This is a genomic window from Patescibacteria group bacterium (assembly GCA_026397045.1).
Taxonomy (GTDB): domain Bacteria; phylum Patescibacteriota; class Saccharimonadia; order CAILAD01; family BJGX01; genus JAPLVO01.
The window spans coordinates 1-14,765 of the sequence record JAPLVO010000014.1; the positions used below are offsets into that span (position 1 = coordinate 1).

Here is a 14,765-nt window from a genome sequence, read left to right on the forward strand (position 1 = left end):
TGAGAATACTATAGCCGGCGCCGTTACTACAGCTGGTCTTGGCGCTGGTGTTGGTCAGTATGTAGTTATAGGTGCTACAAAATGGCCCGCCACCACCCACGGCCGCGACCACTAGGAACTCAGCCTCTTTGTCGGTCTGGGCAGGCTTCCTGGATCCAAGATAGCTATCGCCAGAGATCTGGCCATTTATCTTGCCATTAGAAACCACATCCCCGCCCTTTGTCTGGAGCCACGGATAGAAATACGGTTCTACCCTACAATCTTGGCCCGGGAAGGAGGGGCAGATAGATGGCGGGTCACAATTGCCATCGGCTGGCTTTGGCAGCCCAGCATATTTGCTGCCTGCGGGGCAGAGCTCAGGGAGTGTCGGGTTACAATTACCATCGGCTGGCTTTGGCAGCCCAGCATATTTGCTGCCTGCGGGGCAGAGCTCGCTGCCACTGGGGTTACAATTACCATCGGCTGGCTTTGGAAGCCCAGCATATTTGCTGCCTGCGGGGCAAAGCTCGGGGGGTGTCGGGTTACAATTGCCATCGGCTGGCTTTGGCAGCCCAGCTAGCTTAGTGCCCTGGGGGCAAAGTTCAGGGGGAGCAACAGTGCCGCCGCAGGGTGTGTCTGGGCCAAATACTATGGTGTTGGGGGCACCAATATTTAGCTGCTCTTCTGTGCCATTGGCTAGTTTCATGTAGGCCCTTAGCTCGTGGGGCTTGTTGTCGTGGAGCCGATTATCCATCCTGAGCGAGAACGAATAGGGTCTATCAAGATTCCCCGGGGCACTAGCAACGATTGTCTTATTTAGATCCCCAGCATCAGGAGATATATTGCTGAATTGGAATCTGATACTTGGAGCAGTGTTTGGCTGAGTACCGTCATATGCACTTCCGTTAAAGTAATATGCGTCATTGGATTTAGCGCAATATATAGTGCCCTTGAGGTTTCTTTCTAGCTCGAAAACGACATTTACCTCCTGCCCATCGGCTAGGCCGATGCCACCAATGCTGCAGTTGCCTGTGTTGCCTGCAGCAGTACATGCTAGAGTACCCCCCTGTGACGATTTAACACGATACCCAATTGGTACGGTGAGGGTACTTGTGTATTTAACATTGGATTCCGTACCTTTTATACTATCTTTATTAATCCATAAAGAGCCCCTCTGCCAGGGATTATCAGATGAAGAATCGGACCAGGAGTTGATATTATTGGTGAGCTTCACATTGGTTGATACCGGGGCTGTCCCTGAAAAGTTTCTGGTGGTGGTAATTTTACCGACACGGTCTGGGGCATCTTCTACAAAAACAAAAAATACAAAAGTCTTATACGGGTTTAACGCTGGCACCCTAGCCGACTTGCCATCAAAAAACTCTTTCTCGCCCAGAGTGCCGGGGGCTTCAAAATTCCAGAAACCCCTCCATTTGCCTTTAATATCAACCCCTCCTATGCTTATTGTCTGGGCGTCAGCAGTAGCATAGGCCACGCTGACATCTAGCTCGAATTCCTTGTCTGGCACATCAGCTAATTTACCGCACCAAATAAGATTGTCGAGGGTGGTACTATAAAATGTTCCCCCACCGATAAGATTGTCGTATGTTTCTGGGCCTATACCGAATGAGTAGCTATTTTCATCTGGGCTATCATCGTTGTTGGTGTCGAGGTGATTACCGCCGTATGGGCTTGCTTTGATAGGTATGGCTATACCATTACTGGTAGTCTTAGAAACTACATCTACCTTTCCGCCATAATTTAAAGGCTCAGTACCAGATATGCCGTACCGCTGCAAGGCCATACCTACCGCCAAATCAGCGGGGGCGGCTGCCTCAGCGCGCCCTACAGATAGAACTGTAATACCTAAAAACGCGAGAATAAATAACGGTAATGCAAATAAATATTTGATTTGTTTCACCTTGTTTTACCTCTAGCAATCACCATTTGCCTATTAAACTCATCAATCGACTCCGTTCCTTTCAATACAACATCCAAATATATTGCAAAATACCCGACTTCTCTTTTTTTACCACTTTTCGGTATACCGGGGTCTGCATTAATTACGCCAATTCCGCTAATACCAGGGCTAGTAAGATTTTTTAGAAAGCTGTTTACAGATTCTGCTCGCCCGTCGTCTTTAGTAGGCTCATTACTCAGATAATTAGAAGAGAAAAATATAGAACCATTTGCCTCGTCGTTAAGGGTTAACCTCAAATCATTTTTAAGATTTTCTTGTAGCTTTTGAGGCGTAATTGTACCATTTTTAAGCTGGCCAATAGCTTCTTCAGCTCTTTGCTTAGCATAGTTTCTGTCCTCCTCTAGTGTTTTGGGGTCTCCATAATTAGGGATGGTTTCGCCATCTACTTTGTTAACAATGGTATTACCGAACCAGAAATAAAAAATATAGCCCTCGTAGTAACCACTGCCCAATGCTAGTTTTTTCTTCGAATCAATAATACTACTTATGTATGAAGCAATTGAGTTCTGGGCTGGGGTTTGGCCTAATAAGAACTTGGCCCCTTCAATATCATTGTCATTTGGCCCAAACCCCGTGACATATCCTGCCAAATATTCCGCCTGGGTTGACTGTACGAGCTTATTTTTTTCCTCTACGCTTAATGAACTTACTCCTGGGAAATTATTAAATGAGCTTAGAGCTTTATCAAAGGTCTGCTTGTCATCCAGGCTCTTGTTTTGTTGGCTTGGTTCTTGCTGCTTGCCGCCCAAACCAAGCTTGGAGATGATGTCGTTGCCGAAGTTAGTTTTAGAGAGTAAAAATAATGATAATACCACCAACCCCACTATAAGTGCGGCAATAGCAGCCAATTTAAGCCCCTTCTTGGGGCTAGAGCCGCCAGCAGGAGCCCCACTGCTAGCCTGGTGACTGTGGGGCTGAGCTTGGGGTGGATGCTTTAGGCCAGGATGGCTAGCCAAATGCTTATCGACATTGGGTTTTGGGTTCATGATTTACTCATAACAATTTTCATTATACCCCATACGCTTGGAAAATAAATAATTATTGGCTGCTAACCTGTGAAAATGGTATAATTAAACCTTATGGAAAAGCACAAACTATGTCGCTGAGTATCGGTATTGTCGGCTTGCCCAATGTCGGCAAATCAACCCTATTTAATGCCCTCACCAAAAATCGCGTGCTGGCGGCCAACTACCCATTTGCCACTATTGAACCGAATGTTGGTGTTGTTAATGTACCCGACGAGAGGATAAATAGACTTTCAGAAATTTCCGGGAGCGCCAAAACCATCCCCGCTAGCTGCACATTTGTGGATATCGCTGGAATTGTTAAAGGAGCTAGCGAAGGTGCAGGGCTGGGCAATAAATTTTTGAGCCATATCCGCGATAATAATGTCATAGTGCAGGTTGTGCGAGCATTTGAAAACGATGATATCGTGCATGTCGAGGGGCACATCGACCCTAAGCGAGATATAGATATTATCCGTACTGAACTATGCCTGGCGGATATAAACAGTACCCAGAACAAAATTGCCAGACTAGAAAAAGAAGTTAAGACTGAGCCTAAGCTAATCGCTAATCTGAATGAACTCAAAAAAGTTGAGCAATTGCTCGATAATAGCGAGCTTATTTCGGAACACGATGAAATTGATATGGAGCTTATAAAGGACTTGCAGCTATTAACAGCCAAGAAATTTATCTATGTGTTTAATATAGATGAGAATGATTTGGGTAATGATGAAGTTAAAGTGAACCTTGCCAAGCTCGTTGCACCAAGCCCGAGTGTGTTTTTGAGTGCCGAAACCGAATCCCAGCTAATGGACCTAGAGCCTGCGGAGGCTCATGAGCTGCTCGAGAGCATGGGCCAAAAGGAATCTGGGCTCAATGCGCTGATACATTTAGGATATGAGACTCTAGGATTTATTAGTTACTTTACTAGCGGAGAGCAAGAAAGCCGAGCCTGGACTATCCGTAAAGGCACCCTAGCTCCGCAGGCGGCTGGCGTAATTCATGGGGATTTTGAAAAGGGCTTTATAAAAGCCGAGATAGTCAGCTACCAAGACTTTGTGGCCGGAAATGGCTGGATCGGTGCTGGCGAATTGGGTAAGACTCGAATAGAGGGTAAGGACTATCAATTCCAAAATGGCGATGTAGCGGTATTTAGACATAGCTAGATCTAAATAAAAAGACCCTAAGCAAATATTGATTACTACTAAGGGCTGTTTATTTTATTACTTGGCGCGCTCTATATAGCTGGCGCTACGAGTGTCGACCTTGATGATGTCGCCTTTTTTTATAAACTGAGGGGCTTGAATTTTTAGGCCGGTTTCTAGCTCTACTTCTTTAGTGCTGGCAGAAGAGCTATTGCCTTTGTCGGCACCTGGCGCACTAACTACCTTCAAGGTGACATTTTTGAGCCAATCGAAACCTATTATTTTGTCGTCATACACTAAAGCGTCAATAGTACCGCCCTCGACGATATATTTTGGAACATTATCATCGAGCTTATTATCAACCTCAATGGTTTCATAGCTTTCTTGATCCATGACGCTGTAATTGGTGCCAGAACTATATAAATATTGCATGGTTTTACGATCTATCTCGGCTGAGGCGACCTTTTCATCATTACGAAAAGTCTTATCGATTACCTGGCCGGTGATCAAATTCTTTAGCTTGGTGTTTACTATACTACCGCCGCGACCCATCTGCTTCTGGGCATACTCTAGAACTTTGTAAGGTGACCCTTCAAATTCTATAAGCGTGTCCTTGCGAAGGTCAGTTGGGCTTAGCATTATTTAACCACAAATGGTAATAGTGCTAAGTGCCTGGCACGCTTTAAGGCAACTGCCAGCATGCGTTGGTGCTTCATGCTTGCGCCTGTTTTTTTACGGCCGTCAATTTTGCCTACGCCATTAAGATAGCGCTGGAGCATTTTGACATCCTTGTAATCGATGAAGTTTATCTCTTCTGCGTATAGTTTATTCTGTTTAGCTTTATAAAAATCTGCCATTATTGTTTCCTTTAATTAGAACGGTATGTCGTCTAGGTTAATTTCGCCGTCGCCAAGGTCGTCTACGGGAGGTGTGTCATCTTTTTTGGCTTTCTTAGTGTCGGCGTTTGAGCCTGCTTCCTGCGGCATATCGGCTGGGATGTCTGGGGCATAATCCCCGCCCTCAGACTGGCCACCGATGAAGTTAATATCGTTGGCTACTATTTCAGTGCGTTGTCTTTTGGATCCATCTTCTGCATCCCAGTTTCGGGTTTGTAATCTACCGGAAACTAATACCTTACGGCCCTTTTTAAGATAACTATCCACTAGCTCTGCTAGCTTGCCCCAAGCGACGATATTGTGATACTCCACTGCATCTTTCTTTTCGCCACTTTGATCCTGCCAGCTGCGGTTGGTAGCCACGCTAAATGAGGTTACATTTTGTCCACTCGGAGTAGTGCGCATTTCTGGGTCTCGGGTTAGGTTACCCATAACAATTGCTTGGTTAAAATCTTTTGCCATGATTATTTATCCTCGCCTTTTAATACTTTGGTCTCTTTAGCTGGCTTGGCCTCTTTGCTAGCGACCGGCGCAGCTTTGGGTGCAGCTTTAGGCTTAGCAGTTTCGTTGGGTTTTGTTATGTATCGGATATTTTCTGTAGAAACGATAAGATAACGCATGACCTCTTCTGTGATGCGAAGCGCTTGGTTAATATCAGATACTTTGGCAGGGTCTACTTCGATGTTATAAAAAACATAGATGCCCCAATCCTGCTTATTGACTTTATATGCCAGCTTGCGCTTGCCCCAGTTATCCTTTTTGACAATCTTGGCATTGCTCTTAGAGATAATTTTTTCTATCTTATCAAGAGCATTGGCAATGTCTATTTCGAGATCAGGATGTAAAACTACGGATACTTCGTAATTTCTAATTTTAGTACTCCTCTCTTTTGGCCCCGCTTAGCATGTTTGCTAGGCTTCGGCTCCGACAAATTGTGGGAGCAAAAAGGTTATTTGATTTGACGAATATATTGTAGCTTATATCTGTAGATTGGTCAATCCCAAGCACTATGGACTGGCAAAGGCTAGCAACCGCGATGAAGAGGCGGCATGATAAGTATGAGAATCTTGTATAAAAATGATAATATTAGAATTGAATAATGAATAAATATAAATCACAATGCATAAACTAGCATCCGGGCTGATTGGGCTTGATATATTTAGTGTTCATATTGGACGAAAAATTGGCAAGGTATCGGGCATGATTAACAACAAGAAAGACCTTAGGATAGAATGATGTGCGGTCGGTTTCAGGTGATAATATCATAATCGATTCAGAAGACAAATTATCGTTCACCGAAGATCTGCTCAGGCAGAAAGATATAATTGAGGACGACTTTAGGCTTATAGGCGCGAAAGTAGTGTCTAACTCAGGGGATAAAATGGGCAGGGTAAAGGACTATAGTATCGACTATCAGAACTTTAGAACCAGGAAAATACATGTTAGCACTCGCCTGCTCAATAAACTGCTACATGAGAGATTGGTAATCGACCAACAGGATGTCATAGATGTACGCAAAAACACAATCATAATTAGTGATTCTAGGGTTAAGCTAAAGAATTATGTAGCAAAACTATTGCCTAGCAATTAATAGCTGCCTATAATTAAAAGCAAATGGAGGTGTGATTTGCTAGTTGTCGTGGTGTGGGCCGTATTAATGTTAATGGTTTTTAGGTTAGTCCTCAAAAAAAACTGAGGCCTGTATAGCTTGCTTTATTAAGCCATAGGGATAACCTTTACGAGCCAGATATTCAATCAACTTTTGCTTGTTCTGGTATTTGGGCTGCCGGGCCTTGCTCTCGACCAATTGAGACAAACACTCGAGCTGCTTGGCATCTGATACCTTTGCCACGGCCGCTGCAATTGTATCCTTGTCTACTCCTTTGCTAGCGAGCTCCATCCGTAACACCGAAACAGGCTTAGGGCTAAGGAGCATTCTATTGCGAACCCACATATCAGCGAATTCTATATCATCGAGATACCCCTGCTGGGTAAGCTTGTCGCATGCTGACTTTGCATCTTGAGCGTCGTAGCCCTTTCGGGTAGTGAGATAGGCTATAACCTCTGTGGTGCTACGGGGCCTGATGGCCAGAAATCTAATGGCGCAATTATAGCATTTGGAGCCGCTATGAGCTCGATGTAAATCAGCTAGTGTTGAATCATCGATGGACTGATTTGGAAGCAGCGAGAACAGAGATAGATCAGCTTCGGAAAGAGCCAGGGCGTACTTACCATCGATGAATATATTATAGTAGCCCTGCCGTTTTGCCTGAGGCTTGACATCAGTGATCAGTGGCATGGCGAACTAACTACTGAAATGCCGCGATCTAATAGTTTTGTCGAGCTCTGCCATGACCTTGGGATTGTCTTTGAGAAATTGCTTGGCGGCTTCCCTACCCTGGCCAATCTTTTCGTCCTTATAGGAGTACCAAGAGCCAGCCTTGGCTATGAGTTCTTCCTTGACGGCTAGGTCTATCATGTCCCCAGATGTACTTATGCCCTCGTTGTACATAATGTCGAATTCGGCGACCTTAAAGGGGGCTGCGACCTTGTTCTTGACTACCTTGACCTTAACATGGTTACCTATGATATTATCGCCATCCTTAAGCGCTTCGCTGCGTCTGATGTCGAGCCTGACAGAAGAATAATACTTTAGGGCGTTTCCACCTGAAGTTGTTTCTGGGTTACCAAACATCACACCTATTTTCATCCTAAGCTGATTTATGAATATCACAGTAGTGTTGGACTTAGCGATTACGCCCGTGAGCTTTCGTAAGGCTTGACTCATGAGCCTAGCCTGCAGCCCCATATGACTATCCCCCATATCGCCCTCTATTTCGGCTCTTGGTACTAGTGCGGCCACAGAATCGATAACGATTATATCTACTGCGCTACTTCGTACCAAGGTCTCGCATATCTCTAAAGCCTGCTCCCCCGTATCGGGCTGAGATATTAGCAAATCGTCGAGTCTTACGCCTATTTTGGCCGAGTACTCAGGGTCCATTGCGTGTTCGGCATCTATAAATGCTGCCAACCCGCCATTTTTCTGAACTTCTGCTACAGCGTGAAGCGCGAGTGTGGTTTTGCCACTCGATTCTGGTCCATATATTTCTACTATTCTGCCCTTGGGGAGCCCCCCTCCAAGTGCGAGATCGAGCGAAAGGCTGCCTGTCCGGATAGTTTCTATAGCTACTTTCATTCCCTCGCCAAGTTTCATGATTGAGCCTTGCCCAAACTGGCGCTCTATTTGTTCTACAGCCAGATCGACGGCTTTTAGCCTAGCTGACTTCTCGTTTGCTGCGGCTGCTTTCGATGTTGCGGATTTGTCCTTTGGGGTTGGTGTATTAGTCAATTTGCTCTCCTCTTTAATGATTGTTTTTGTGCTCATTATCCTCCTTGTTCGGTTAGTGTTTGTATCCATGATACCGAACGCAGTACGAACATGTCAATAACTTTTTAGTACTTTTAATTGTACTTGTTGCTGCAGTCTATGTACAACAGATTAAAATACCTAGCGGTAATTATCAAAGCTCACCGGAAACTCAAACTTAGCAGACTTGAGGGCAGCCATTACAGCCTGCAAGTCATCACGGCTGGCCGATGTTACCCGTACTGCTTCACCTTGAATTTGTGTCTTCACCTTAGGGAATTCTGATCTAATAAGTGCAGTAATTTCTTTGGCCTTTGTCTGATCTAACCCCTGAACTAATGTCAGAGTCTTGCGAGAAACCATATTGCTTTCGTTAATCTCGCTGCTCTTGTCTAAAAACTTCAAGCTCAAGCCAGCCTTGATAAATTTGCTTTCCAGCACGCCCTCTATAGCCTCGAGCTTAAGTTCGCTATTGGCCTCGATTTTGATCTTGTTGTCTTCTCTATCGTAGACTAGTTTTGCACCGGTTCCCTGAAAATCATAGCGGGTAGCTATCTCGCGGCTGGCTTGGTCGCAAGTGTTTATCATGGTACTTAGGTCATATTCGCTTACGACATCAAATGAAGAATCTTTTGCCACTTATTTAAGTCCTCCTTATTAAGATTAGATTATAGCAGCTTTAAACGCGCTCAACTAGTTAGAGTACTCTCTTATCTCAGTCTTAGCGACATCAATAGTACCGCCGTAAAGCACATGCGGCGCGTAACCATAAATTAAGATCTGCCTACCCTCCTCAATACACTCTCTGTAATAAGCTTTTGTTCTACCGGGTAAGTGACAATGATTTGCGTAATTCTCTTCGGTGAATGGCAAATAGACATCTTTGTTGTTTACAATTGCTTTGATAATCAACCGAGATTTGTCGAGCATATTGGCATTGATACAAAATACTTTCCAGGGTGGGTCTTTGACAAGATCAGCATCCTGAAGAGCTTGCCTGGTCTCGCTTGGCTCAATTGGTGACAAGTGAATAACATCGTTCCATTTACCAAGGCCGGGTATTTCGGTTTCCTTAACCCCCTCTCTGTCCTGATACTTTTTAGATTGTTGCTTGAATACCTCTGGAAGTGTATTCCTCAAAGTGTTGAGAGGGTAAAGAATTGTGCCGACCATCTTCTTGGGTACAAAGTGATATAAATACATCATGCGAACTTTAGTGTAATGACCACCAATGTGCGCCAGTGCTTTGGAATAGCGCTTGTCACCTCAAATGAAGAGCCTTTTGTCATATCTTATACCATAACAAAGTAGCTGGCGTTTGCAGTTCAATGTAAAAAAAGCCTAATGATATGTTCATTGTATATTGGTATCCTTCGCAAATAGTATGTCTTGCTTCGGCTCAGCCTCCGAGCCAATCTGGCCAATATCTTTGCCAGCTACCTTGGAGTTGGTAACCACTACATTGGTACTTGCGGCGTTGCTTGTAGAGATGCGGACACTTTCCTTCGCCTGAAAAAGCTGCTTTGCGCCAGGCAACATCGTGCCCTTGAACGCATCTTTGCCATCGACCTTAACAGTGATAAAGCTGGCCTGGGTGGTGATATAAACTTGCAAGTCGACTCCATCAAAGCTGGCTGGCCTAACATCGGTGGGCAAGGCCAGCTTTGAGCCTTCTATTTTTGCGTCTACAATAATCGTTTTAGAAGATTCCTTACCAAACTTATTTCGGGCGCTGATTTTTATCTGATTAGAGCCATCAACAAGCATCACTCGATCGCTGAAGGAGCCATCTGGGGAGCTGAGTATCGGCGAATCATTGATAAAAACATCTGATCCGCTATCGACTTCGCCGCTAACAATTATGACACTAGTGTTGGTGCTACTTTTGTCTTGATTGGCCAAATTTATAACTGGTGGCACCGATAGCTGTGAAAGCTGTAGCCCCACATAGCCGACCATTATAAGAACAAACAGGCTTGTCAGCCCAGCTAGGATTGTCCTGGGGGTTATTACATAGGTTTGTGAATCAATCGGCTTGATCCCTCTCTTGACCTTAGACGCAGATGGCTTAGCGAGCGTCTGCGTGTCCTTTAGCCTTTCTGTAGAGTACACCTTGAGGATTTGATTGGTATCAAATCCAAGCTGATCGGCGTAATTTTTGACATAGCCTCGGCTATAGACATCGTCTGGGAGGGATTTGTAGTCACCTGCCTCTATGAGGCGAAGATATTTGACCCTAATATGAGTGTCTCTCTCGATATCCTCAAGGCTAAGATTTAACTCCTTTCGTCTTCCTGAGAGAATTTGCCCTAGGCTCGAATTGGACGATCTGGACTTCTGGAGTTTGGATTTTGGCTTAGGTGATTCATTTGGGGTCACTTTCGCCTCCGTTCACCTGCTCCATGCTATCTACCAGTACCGCGCGCGGCCTGGCGCCATCGGCCGGGCCAATAATGCTCTTTTCTTCTAGCTGAGAAATTAATCTAGCTGCTCTAGCAAAGCCGATCCTAAACCTCGTTTGAAGCATTGTCGATGAAGCCTTACCGCTCTCTATGACAAGCTCTGCGGCCTGGTCGAATAGTTCGTCATCATCCCCATCGCTTGGGCCGAATCCACCGGCGCTAGAAAGCCCTTTGATCCTTACCGACTGAGCCAAGACCTCGTCGTTGTACTGTGGCTCGCGCTGGGCCTTAAGGAACTTCACTACTTTGGTAACTTCATCTTTTTCTATCAAGACACCCTGGGCTCGCTTAGGCTTTATAAATGACGACGGGCTCATAAATAACATATCACCGTTGCCCAGCAACTTTTCGGCGCCTGAAGTGTCAATTATGGTTTTGGAATCATTATACTGGGGCACTGTAAAGGCAATACGGGTTGGTAGGTTATTTTTAATGGTGCCCGTTATGACCTCCACTCTTGGGGTCTGGGTAGCTAGAACCAAGTGTATGCCGGCCTTACGAGCCATAGCTGCCAGGCTGGATATTAGCGACTCCATATCCTTCTTGGCTTTTAACATCAAGCCCGCCAGCTCATCTATTATAATCACAATATAGGGCATTTTATCGGTGGTCTTGAGCTTATTGAACTCATCTATATTCAGCACCTGGTTCTCCTGTAGGAGCTTCAGGCGGCGCTCCATTTCGGCGACTGTCCACTTGAGCGCCGATATTGTTGGCTCTGGGTCATTGATGACTGGGCAGAGCAAATGGGGCAAATTATCATAAAGGGAGAAGTCGGCTCGTGTTGGATCGACCAGGATAAGCTTAAGCTCACTTGGGCTGTTGCGATAAAGCAGGCTGATAAGTAGACTGTGGATCATTACACTCTTACCGGTCTTGGTGGAACCAGCAATAAGTAAATGAGGGGCTTTATCTAGATCACTTGTGATAATTTCACCAGATACATCGCGACCCAAAACAAAATTAAGCTTACCCTTGGTGGCGCTAAGCTGTGGTGAATCCAGGATATCTCTTAATCTAACCTTAGCGCGAGTTTTGTTGGGCACTTCGACACCGACCAAACTCTTGCCTGGTATCGGAGCTTCAATTCGGACATGTTCAGCCTCAAGTGCCAGCGCTAGATTGCGATCTAGGGAGCTAAACTTAGATAGATTCACTCCTCCTGGTGGCTTTAGGGTATATTGGGAAACTGTTGGGCCAACATCAACCCCCTGCATATCGACTTTATAACCGAAGTCTAGGAAAGTCGATTTAATAATTGCGCCGTTCTTCTTGGCGTCTCCTGGATCGGGCTGGGAGGTATTAGACTCTAGTAAATCTAGCGATGGGTATTTCCAATCGGCATCCGAGGCCATAACTATTGGTCCAGAAGGAGATTTTTCTGCTTCTCGGGCTTTAGCGTCGCCGATAGTACCTCTTACGGGAAGCGAGGTATTGATCTTAAAGCTCTTAGTGTCTAGATCGGCGGTGTCGTCTTTGGGCTTGCGTAGTGGGGAAACAATCTTAGCTGCTATCTGCTTTAATCGAGCATTAAGTGACACTATCACCGATATAATCATAAGCATTGAGAAAATAAATATAACAACCCAGCGAGTTAGGATTGGAGACACTAATGAGTAAACGCCATACCCCACCAGTCCGCCATAGTTACCGATAGTGCTAAGATCCAGGCTAACTTCTGGCGCGATAATGGCCTGGATTATTGTACTGGAACAAATGAACAAGCTGATGAGGCCCAGTATATTGTGGAGTCGAATCGGATACCTTTCTTGTGCGAAAAGCATGAATGATACCCAAAATAACGCCAAGGGTAAAAGTATTATGCTCTGGCCTATCAATAATCTGAGAGACTCTAGGACCCAGCGACCTAGGCTCCCAGCTACACCAATAAGTGCCAATATAATAAATACACCTACAGTTATTAAAACTATAGCTAAGACTTCTTTTAAGACCGACCTCTTAAGGCCAGATTCCATCGAATTCGCAGCTTTAGAGTCTTGCTTCTTCTTTTTGCTTGGTTTGGTTTTGCGTTTTGGCATATCTGTTATTATATCCTTAATAAGTAGACTGTTACTAGAGTATTCTTTACATAGCAATCTGCCTTTAACATAACCATTATAGCATATTTATGTAATAAAAACAACGCTTGTCAAACATAGGCTGTTACCAGATAATATAAAGATGAAAAATATCCTAAAGCTAACAAAATACCTCGGCAAAGAAAAAAGACTCTATATTATTGTTTTTATTCTATCCGCGATTGCTGCCTTAGTTAGCGCCATCCTACCCTTCCTATTTAGCAATATCATCAACGATTTGGCCAAATTAGGCTCAGGCGTGGAGCTGGGCTCAATTAGCGATAGCCTAATATTTTTTGTCTTACTGCTAGTTTTCAATAGAATAATCAGCTTCTTCAACGAGAAATATGGTGATACCTCTAGAATAAATATGGTTACGGGCTTTAGGCCTAAAATATTCAAACATATCATAAGCCTTTCAGTGGACTACACCGAAAGGCATCGTGCTGGCAGTATCCTAAGTAAGGTTAATACTGGTATCAATGACTTTTTTAACTGGCTATTTCAGCTCACAGCCTGGTCGACTTCGCTTATATTTGAAACCCTATTTGTCTTAATCATCCTACTCATAAAGCTCCCCCAGGTTGGTTTGGTATTCGTGGTGATTCTACCGATAATGGGTCTTATATCTATAAAAAAGATTCAAGCCGCCAAGCAGTACCGTGAAAAAGCTAATAAAAACTGGGAGTACCAGGCTGGGTTTTTAGCTGAATCAGTCGGCAATCTATCCACCATTAAGGCGATGAGTACTGAAAAAAAGTCGATCAATAAATTTGAGTCCTACCAAAACAAAATCTTAGCCAACAGACTAATTCAGTTCAAGTATGATAGATGGTTTAATTTGGGTAGAGACAGCCTCGGAGACATAGCATTACTTATCTCGGTTATTTATGTGTCCTACATGGCGTACAACGGCAAGCTCAGTGCTGGTGATCTATTTTTAGTAGTGTTTTATGCTAGGAACTTAATATCTTCAGTGGCGCCACTTAGTAGGTTTATCAATGATACAGCTGAGTCTGATATAACTACCGGTCGGTTGGTGGAGCTACTCGAAACCAAGCCATTGGTGACCGATAAGGAACATGCCAAAAATCTAGACAAGCTGGAGTCTGTAGAATTCAAAAATGTATATTTCGAATATCCTAATTCTAAAAAAGGTGCTATTTTTAACATCAGCTTCAAGATAGGCCCCGGCAAATCTCTGGCTCTAGTTGGCCCTTCCGGTACTGGCAAATCCACAATCACCAAGCTACTATTTAGATTCTATGAGCCTACATCCGGGCAGATTCTCATTAATGGTCAAGACATAACGAATTACAGACAAGATTCGCTCAGGTCGAAGCTGGCTATCGTAATGCAAGATGTTGCACTTTTTAATACCACCGTCAAAGAAAACTTATCAATCGCAGCCGTCAAAACTTCAGATACAGACATACAAAAAGCAGCTCGCTTGGCTAATGCCGATGAGTTTATTTCTAATTTTGATAAAGGCTACAACACTCTCGTAGGTGAGCGTGGTATAAAGCTAAGTGGTGGGCAAAAACAGCGCATCGCAATCACCAGGGCAATACTCAAAAACCCAGATATGATTGTGCTTGATGAGGCCACTAGTGCACTCGACAGCGAGACAGAACAGCAGGTACAGGAGGCTTTAGGCAAACTACTCTTCCACAAGATGTCGCTTATTATTGCCCACCGACTCAGCACTGTTAGGCATGTTGATGAAATAATTGTTATGAAAAATGGACGAGTCCATGAGTCTGGTAGCCACGCTAGCTTACTACGCAAAAAAGGACTGTATGCCAAGCTATTTAACATACAGTCCAAAACCGGAAAAGTTGATTTGTAAA

General features: G+C 44.4%; 15 protein-coding genes. 3 read left to right on the forward strand and 12 right to left on the reverse strand.

Features of this window, described 5'->3' with window-relative positions:
* Together NT111_02830 and NT111_02835 are read right to left on the reverse strand one after the other, a co-directional pair.
* Positions 1-1,900: hypothetical protein (locus NT111_02830; protein MCX6804923.1), on the reverse strand; the 1,900-nt coding region annotated here is incomplete at its 3' end.
* Positions 1,897-2,946 carry a hypothetical protein gene (locus NT111_02835; GenBank protein ID MCX6804924.1) on the reverse strand — a complete coding sequence of 350 codons (1,050 nt, stop codon included), beginning with the start codon at positions 2,944-2,946 and terminating at the stop codon, positions 1,897-1,899. The genes NT111_02830 and NT111_02835, both read right to left, overlap by 4 nt.
* Positions 2,947-3,056: 110 nt before the next feature.
* Between NT111_02835 and ychF the strand changes: the two genes are divergently transcribed.
* The gene (gene ychF, locus NT111_02840) at positions 3,057-4,130 is read left to right on the forward strand and encodes a redox-regulated ATPase YchF (protein MCX6804925.1); all 1,074 of its coding nucleotides are present in this window, start codon (positions 3,057-3,059) and stop codon (positions 4,128-4,130) included.
* 57 nt (positions 4,131-4,187) lie between these two features.
* On the opposite strand, the gene efp is transcribed toward ychF, so the two are convergent.
* The 4 genes from efp to rpsF are packed head-to-tail and all read right to left on the reverse strand — an operon-like array spanning position 4,188 to position 5,877.
* Positions 4,188-4,748 carry an elongation factor P gene (gene efp / locus NT111_02845; GenBank protein ID MCX6804926.1) on the reverse strand — a complete coding sequence of 187 codons (561 nt, stop codon included), beginning with the start codon at positions 4,746-4,748 and terminating at the stop codon, positions 4,188-4,190.
* The gene (gene rpsR / locus NT111_02850; protein ID MCX6804927.1) at positions 4,748-4,966 is read right to left on the reverse strand and encodes a 30S ribosomal protein S18; all 219 of its coding nucleotides are present in this window, start codon (positions 4,964-4,966) and stop codon (positions 4,748-4,750) included. Before rpsR ends, efp begins: the two co-directional genes overlap by 1 nt.
* Before the next feature lie 15 nt (positions 4,967-4,981).
* Positions 4,982-5,467 carry a single-stranded DNA-binding protein gene (gene ssb, locus NT111_02855; protein ID MCX6804928.1) on the reverse strand — a complete coding sequence of 162 codons (486 nt, stop codon included), beginning with the start codon at positions 5,465-5,467 and terminating at the stop codon, positions 4,982-4,984.
* Positions 5,468-5,469: 2 nt separating this feature from the next.
* Entirely contained in the window at positions 5,470-5,877 is a 408-nt protein-coding gene (rpsF, locus tag NT111_02860) for a 30S ribosomal protein S6 (protein ID MCX6804929.1), read from the reverse strand.
* A 365-nt stretch (positions 5,878-6,242) separates the two neighbouring features.
* Between rpsF and NT111_02865 the strand changes: the two genes are divergently transcribed.
* Positions 6,243-6,596: a PRC-barrel domain-containing protein gene (locus tag NT111_02865; protein ID MCX6804930.1), complete on the forward strand. Its 354-nt coding sequence runs from the start codon at positions 6,243-6,245 to the stop codon at positions 6,594-6,596.
* Between the two features lie 84 nt (positions 6,597-6,680).
* On the opposite strand, the gene NT111_02870 is transcribed toward NT111_02865, so the two are convergent.
* The 6 genes from NT111_02870 to NT111_02895 form a co-directional block, all read right to left on the reverse strand.
* The gene (locus NT111_02870) at positions 6,681-7,304 is read right to left on the reverse strand and encodes a RecX family transcriptional regulator (GenBank protein ID MCX6804931.1); all 624 of its coding nucleotides are present in this window, start codon (positions 7,302-7,304) and stop codon (positions 6,681-6,683) included.
* A 6-nt stretch (positions 7,305-7,310) separates the two neighbouring features.
* Positions 7,311-8,393 carry a recombinase RecA gene (gene recA, locus NT111_02875; GenBank protein ID MCX6804932.1) on the reverse strand — a complete coding sequence of 361 codons (1,083 nt, stop codon included), beginning with the start codon at positions 8,391-8,393 and terminating at the stop codon, positions 7,311-7,313.
* Positions 8,394-8,516: 123 nt separating this feature from the next.
* Complete coding sequence (locus NT111_02880; protein MCX6804933.1) at positions 8,517-9,014, reverse strand: YajQ family cyclic di-GMP-binding protein; 498 nt, start codon at positions 9,012-9,014, stop codon at positions 8,517-8,519.
* A 54-nt stretch (positions 9,015-9,068) separates the two neighbouring features.
* Positions 9,069-9,581 carry a hypothetical protein gene (locus NT111_02885; GenBank protein ID MCX6804934.1) on the reverse strand — a complete coding sequence of 171 codons (513 nt, stop codon included), beginning with the start codon at positions 9,579-9,581 and terminating at the stop codon, positions 9,069-9,071.
* A 147-nt stretch (positions 9,582-9,728) separates the two neighbouring features.
* Entirely contained in the window at positions 9,729-10,754 is a 1,026-nt protein-coding gene (locus NT111_02890; GenBank protein MCX6804935.1) for a helix-turn-helix domain-containing protein, read from the reverse strand.
* Positions 10,741-12,876: a DNA translocase FtsK 4TM domain-containing protein gene (locus tag NT111_02895; protein MCX6804936.1), complete on the reverse strand. Its 2,136-nt coding sequence runs from the start codon at positions 12,874-12,876 to the stop codon at positions 10,741-10,743. The genes NT111_02890 and NT111_02895 overlap by 14 nt, the downstream gene beginning before the upstream one ends.
* Positions 12,877-13,018: 142 nt before the next feature.
* Between NT111_02895 and NT111_02900 the strand changes: the two genes are divergently transcribed.
* Positions 13,019-14,764: an ABC transporter ATP-binding protein gene (locus NT111_02900; GenBank protein MCX6804937.1), complete on the forward strand. Its 1,746-nt coding sequence runs from the start codon at positions 13,019-13,021 to the stop codon at positions 14,762-14,764.
* Position 14,765: the final 1 nt, after the last annotated feature.

Excerpts from the sequence above, each read along its gene's own strand:
- ychF (MCX6804925.1), top strand. The coding sequence starts at position 3,057 with ATGTCGCTGAGTATCGGTATTGTCGGCTTGCCCAATGTCGGCAAATCA.
- NT111_02900 (MCX6804937.1), top strand. The coding sequence starts at position 13,019 with ATGAAAAATATCCTAAAGCTAACAAAATACCTCGGCAAAGAAAAAAGA.
- NT111_02895 (MCX6804936.1), bottom strand. The coding sequence starts at position 12,876 with ATGCCAAAACGCAAAACCAAACCAAGCAAAAAGAAGAAGCAAGACTCT.
- NT111_02870 (MCX6804931.1), bottom strand. The coding sequence starts at position 7,304 with ATGCCACTGATCACTGATGTCAAGCCTCAGGCAAAACGGCAGGGCTAC.
- ssb (MCX6804928.1), bottom strand. The coding sequence starts at position 5,467 with ATGGCAAAAGATTTTAACCAAGCAATTGTTATGGGTAACCTAACCCGA.
- NT111_02835 (MCX6804924.1), bottom strand. The coding sequence starts at position 2,946 with ATGAACCCAAAACCCAATGTCGATAAGCATTTGGCTAGCCATCCTGGC.
- recA (MCX6804932.1), bottom strand. The coding sequence starts at position 8,393 with ATGAGCACAAAAACAATCATTAAAGAGGAGAGCAAATTGACTAATACA.
- rpsR (MCX6804927.1), bottom strand. The coding sequence starts at position 4,966 with ATGGCAGATTTTTATAAAGCTAAACAGAATAAACTATACGCAGAAGAG.
- NT111_02885 (MCX6804934.1), bottom strand. The coding sequence starts at position 9,581 with ATGATGTATTTATATCACTTTGTACCCAAGAAGATGGTCGGCACAATT.
- efp (MCX6804926.1), bottom strand. The coding sequence starts at position 4,748 with ATGCTAAGCCCAACTGACCTTCGCAAGGACACGCTTATAGAATTTGAA.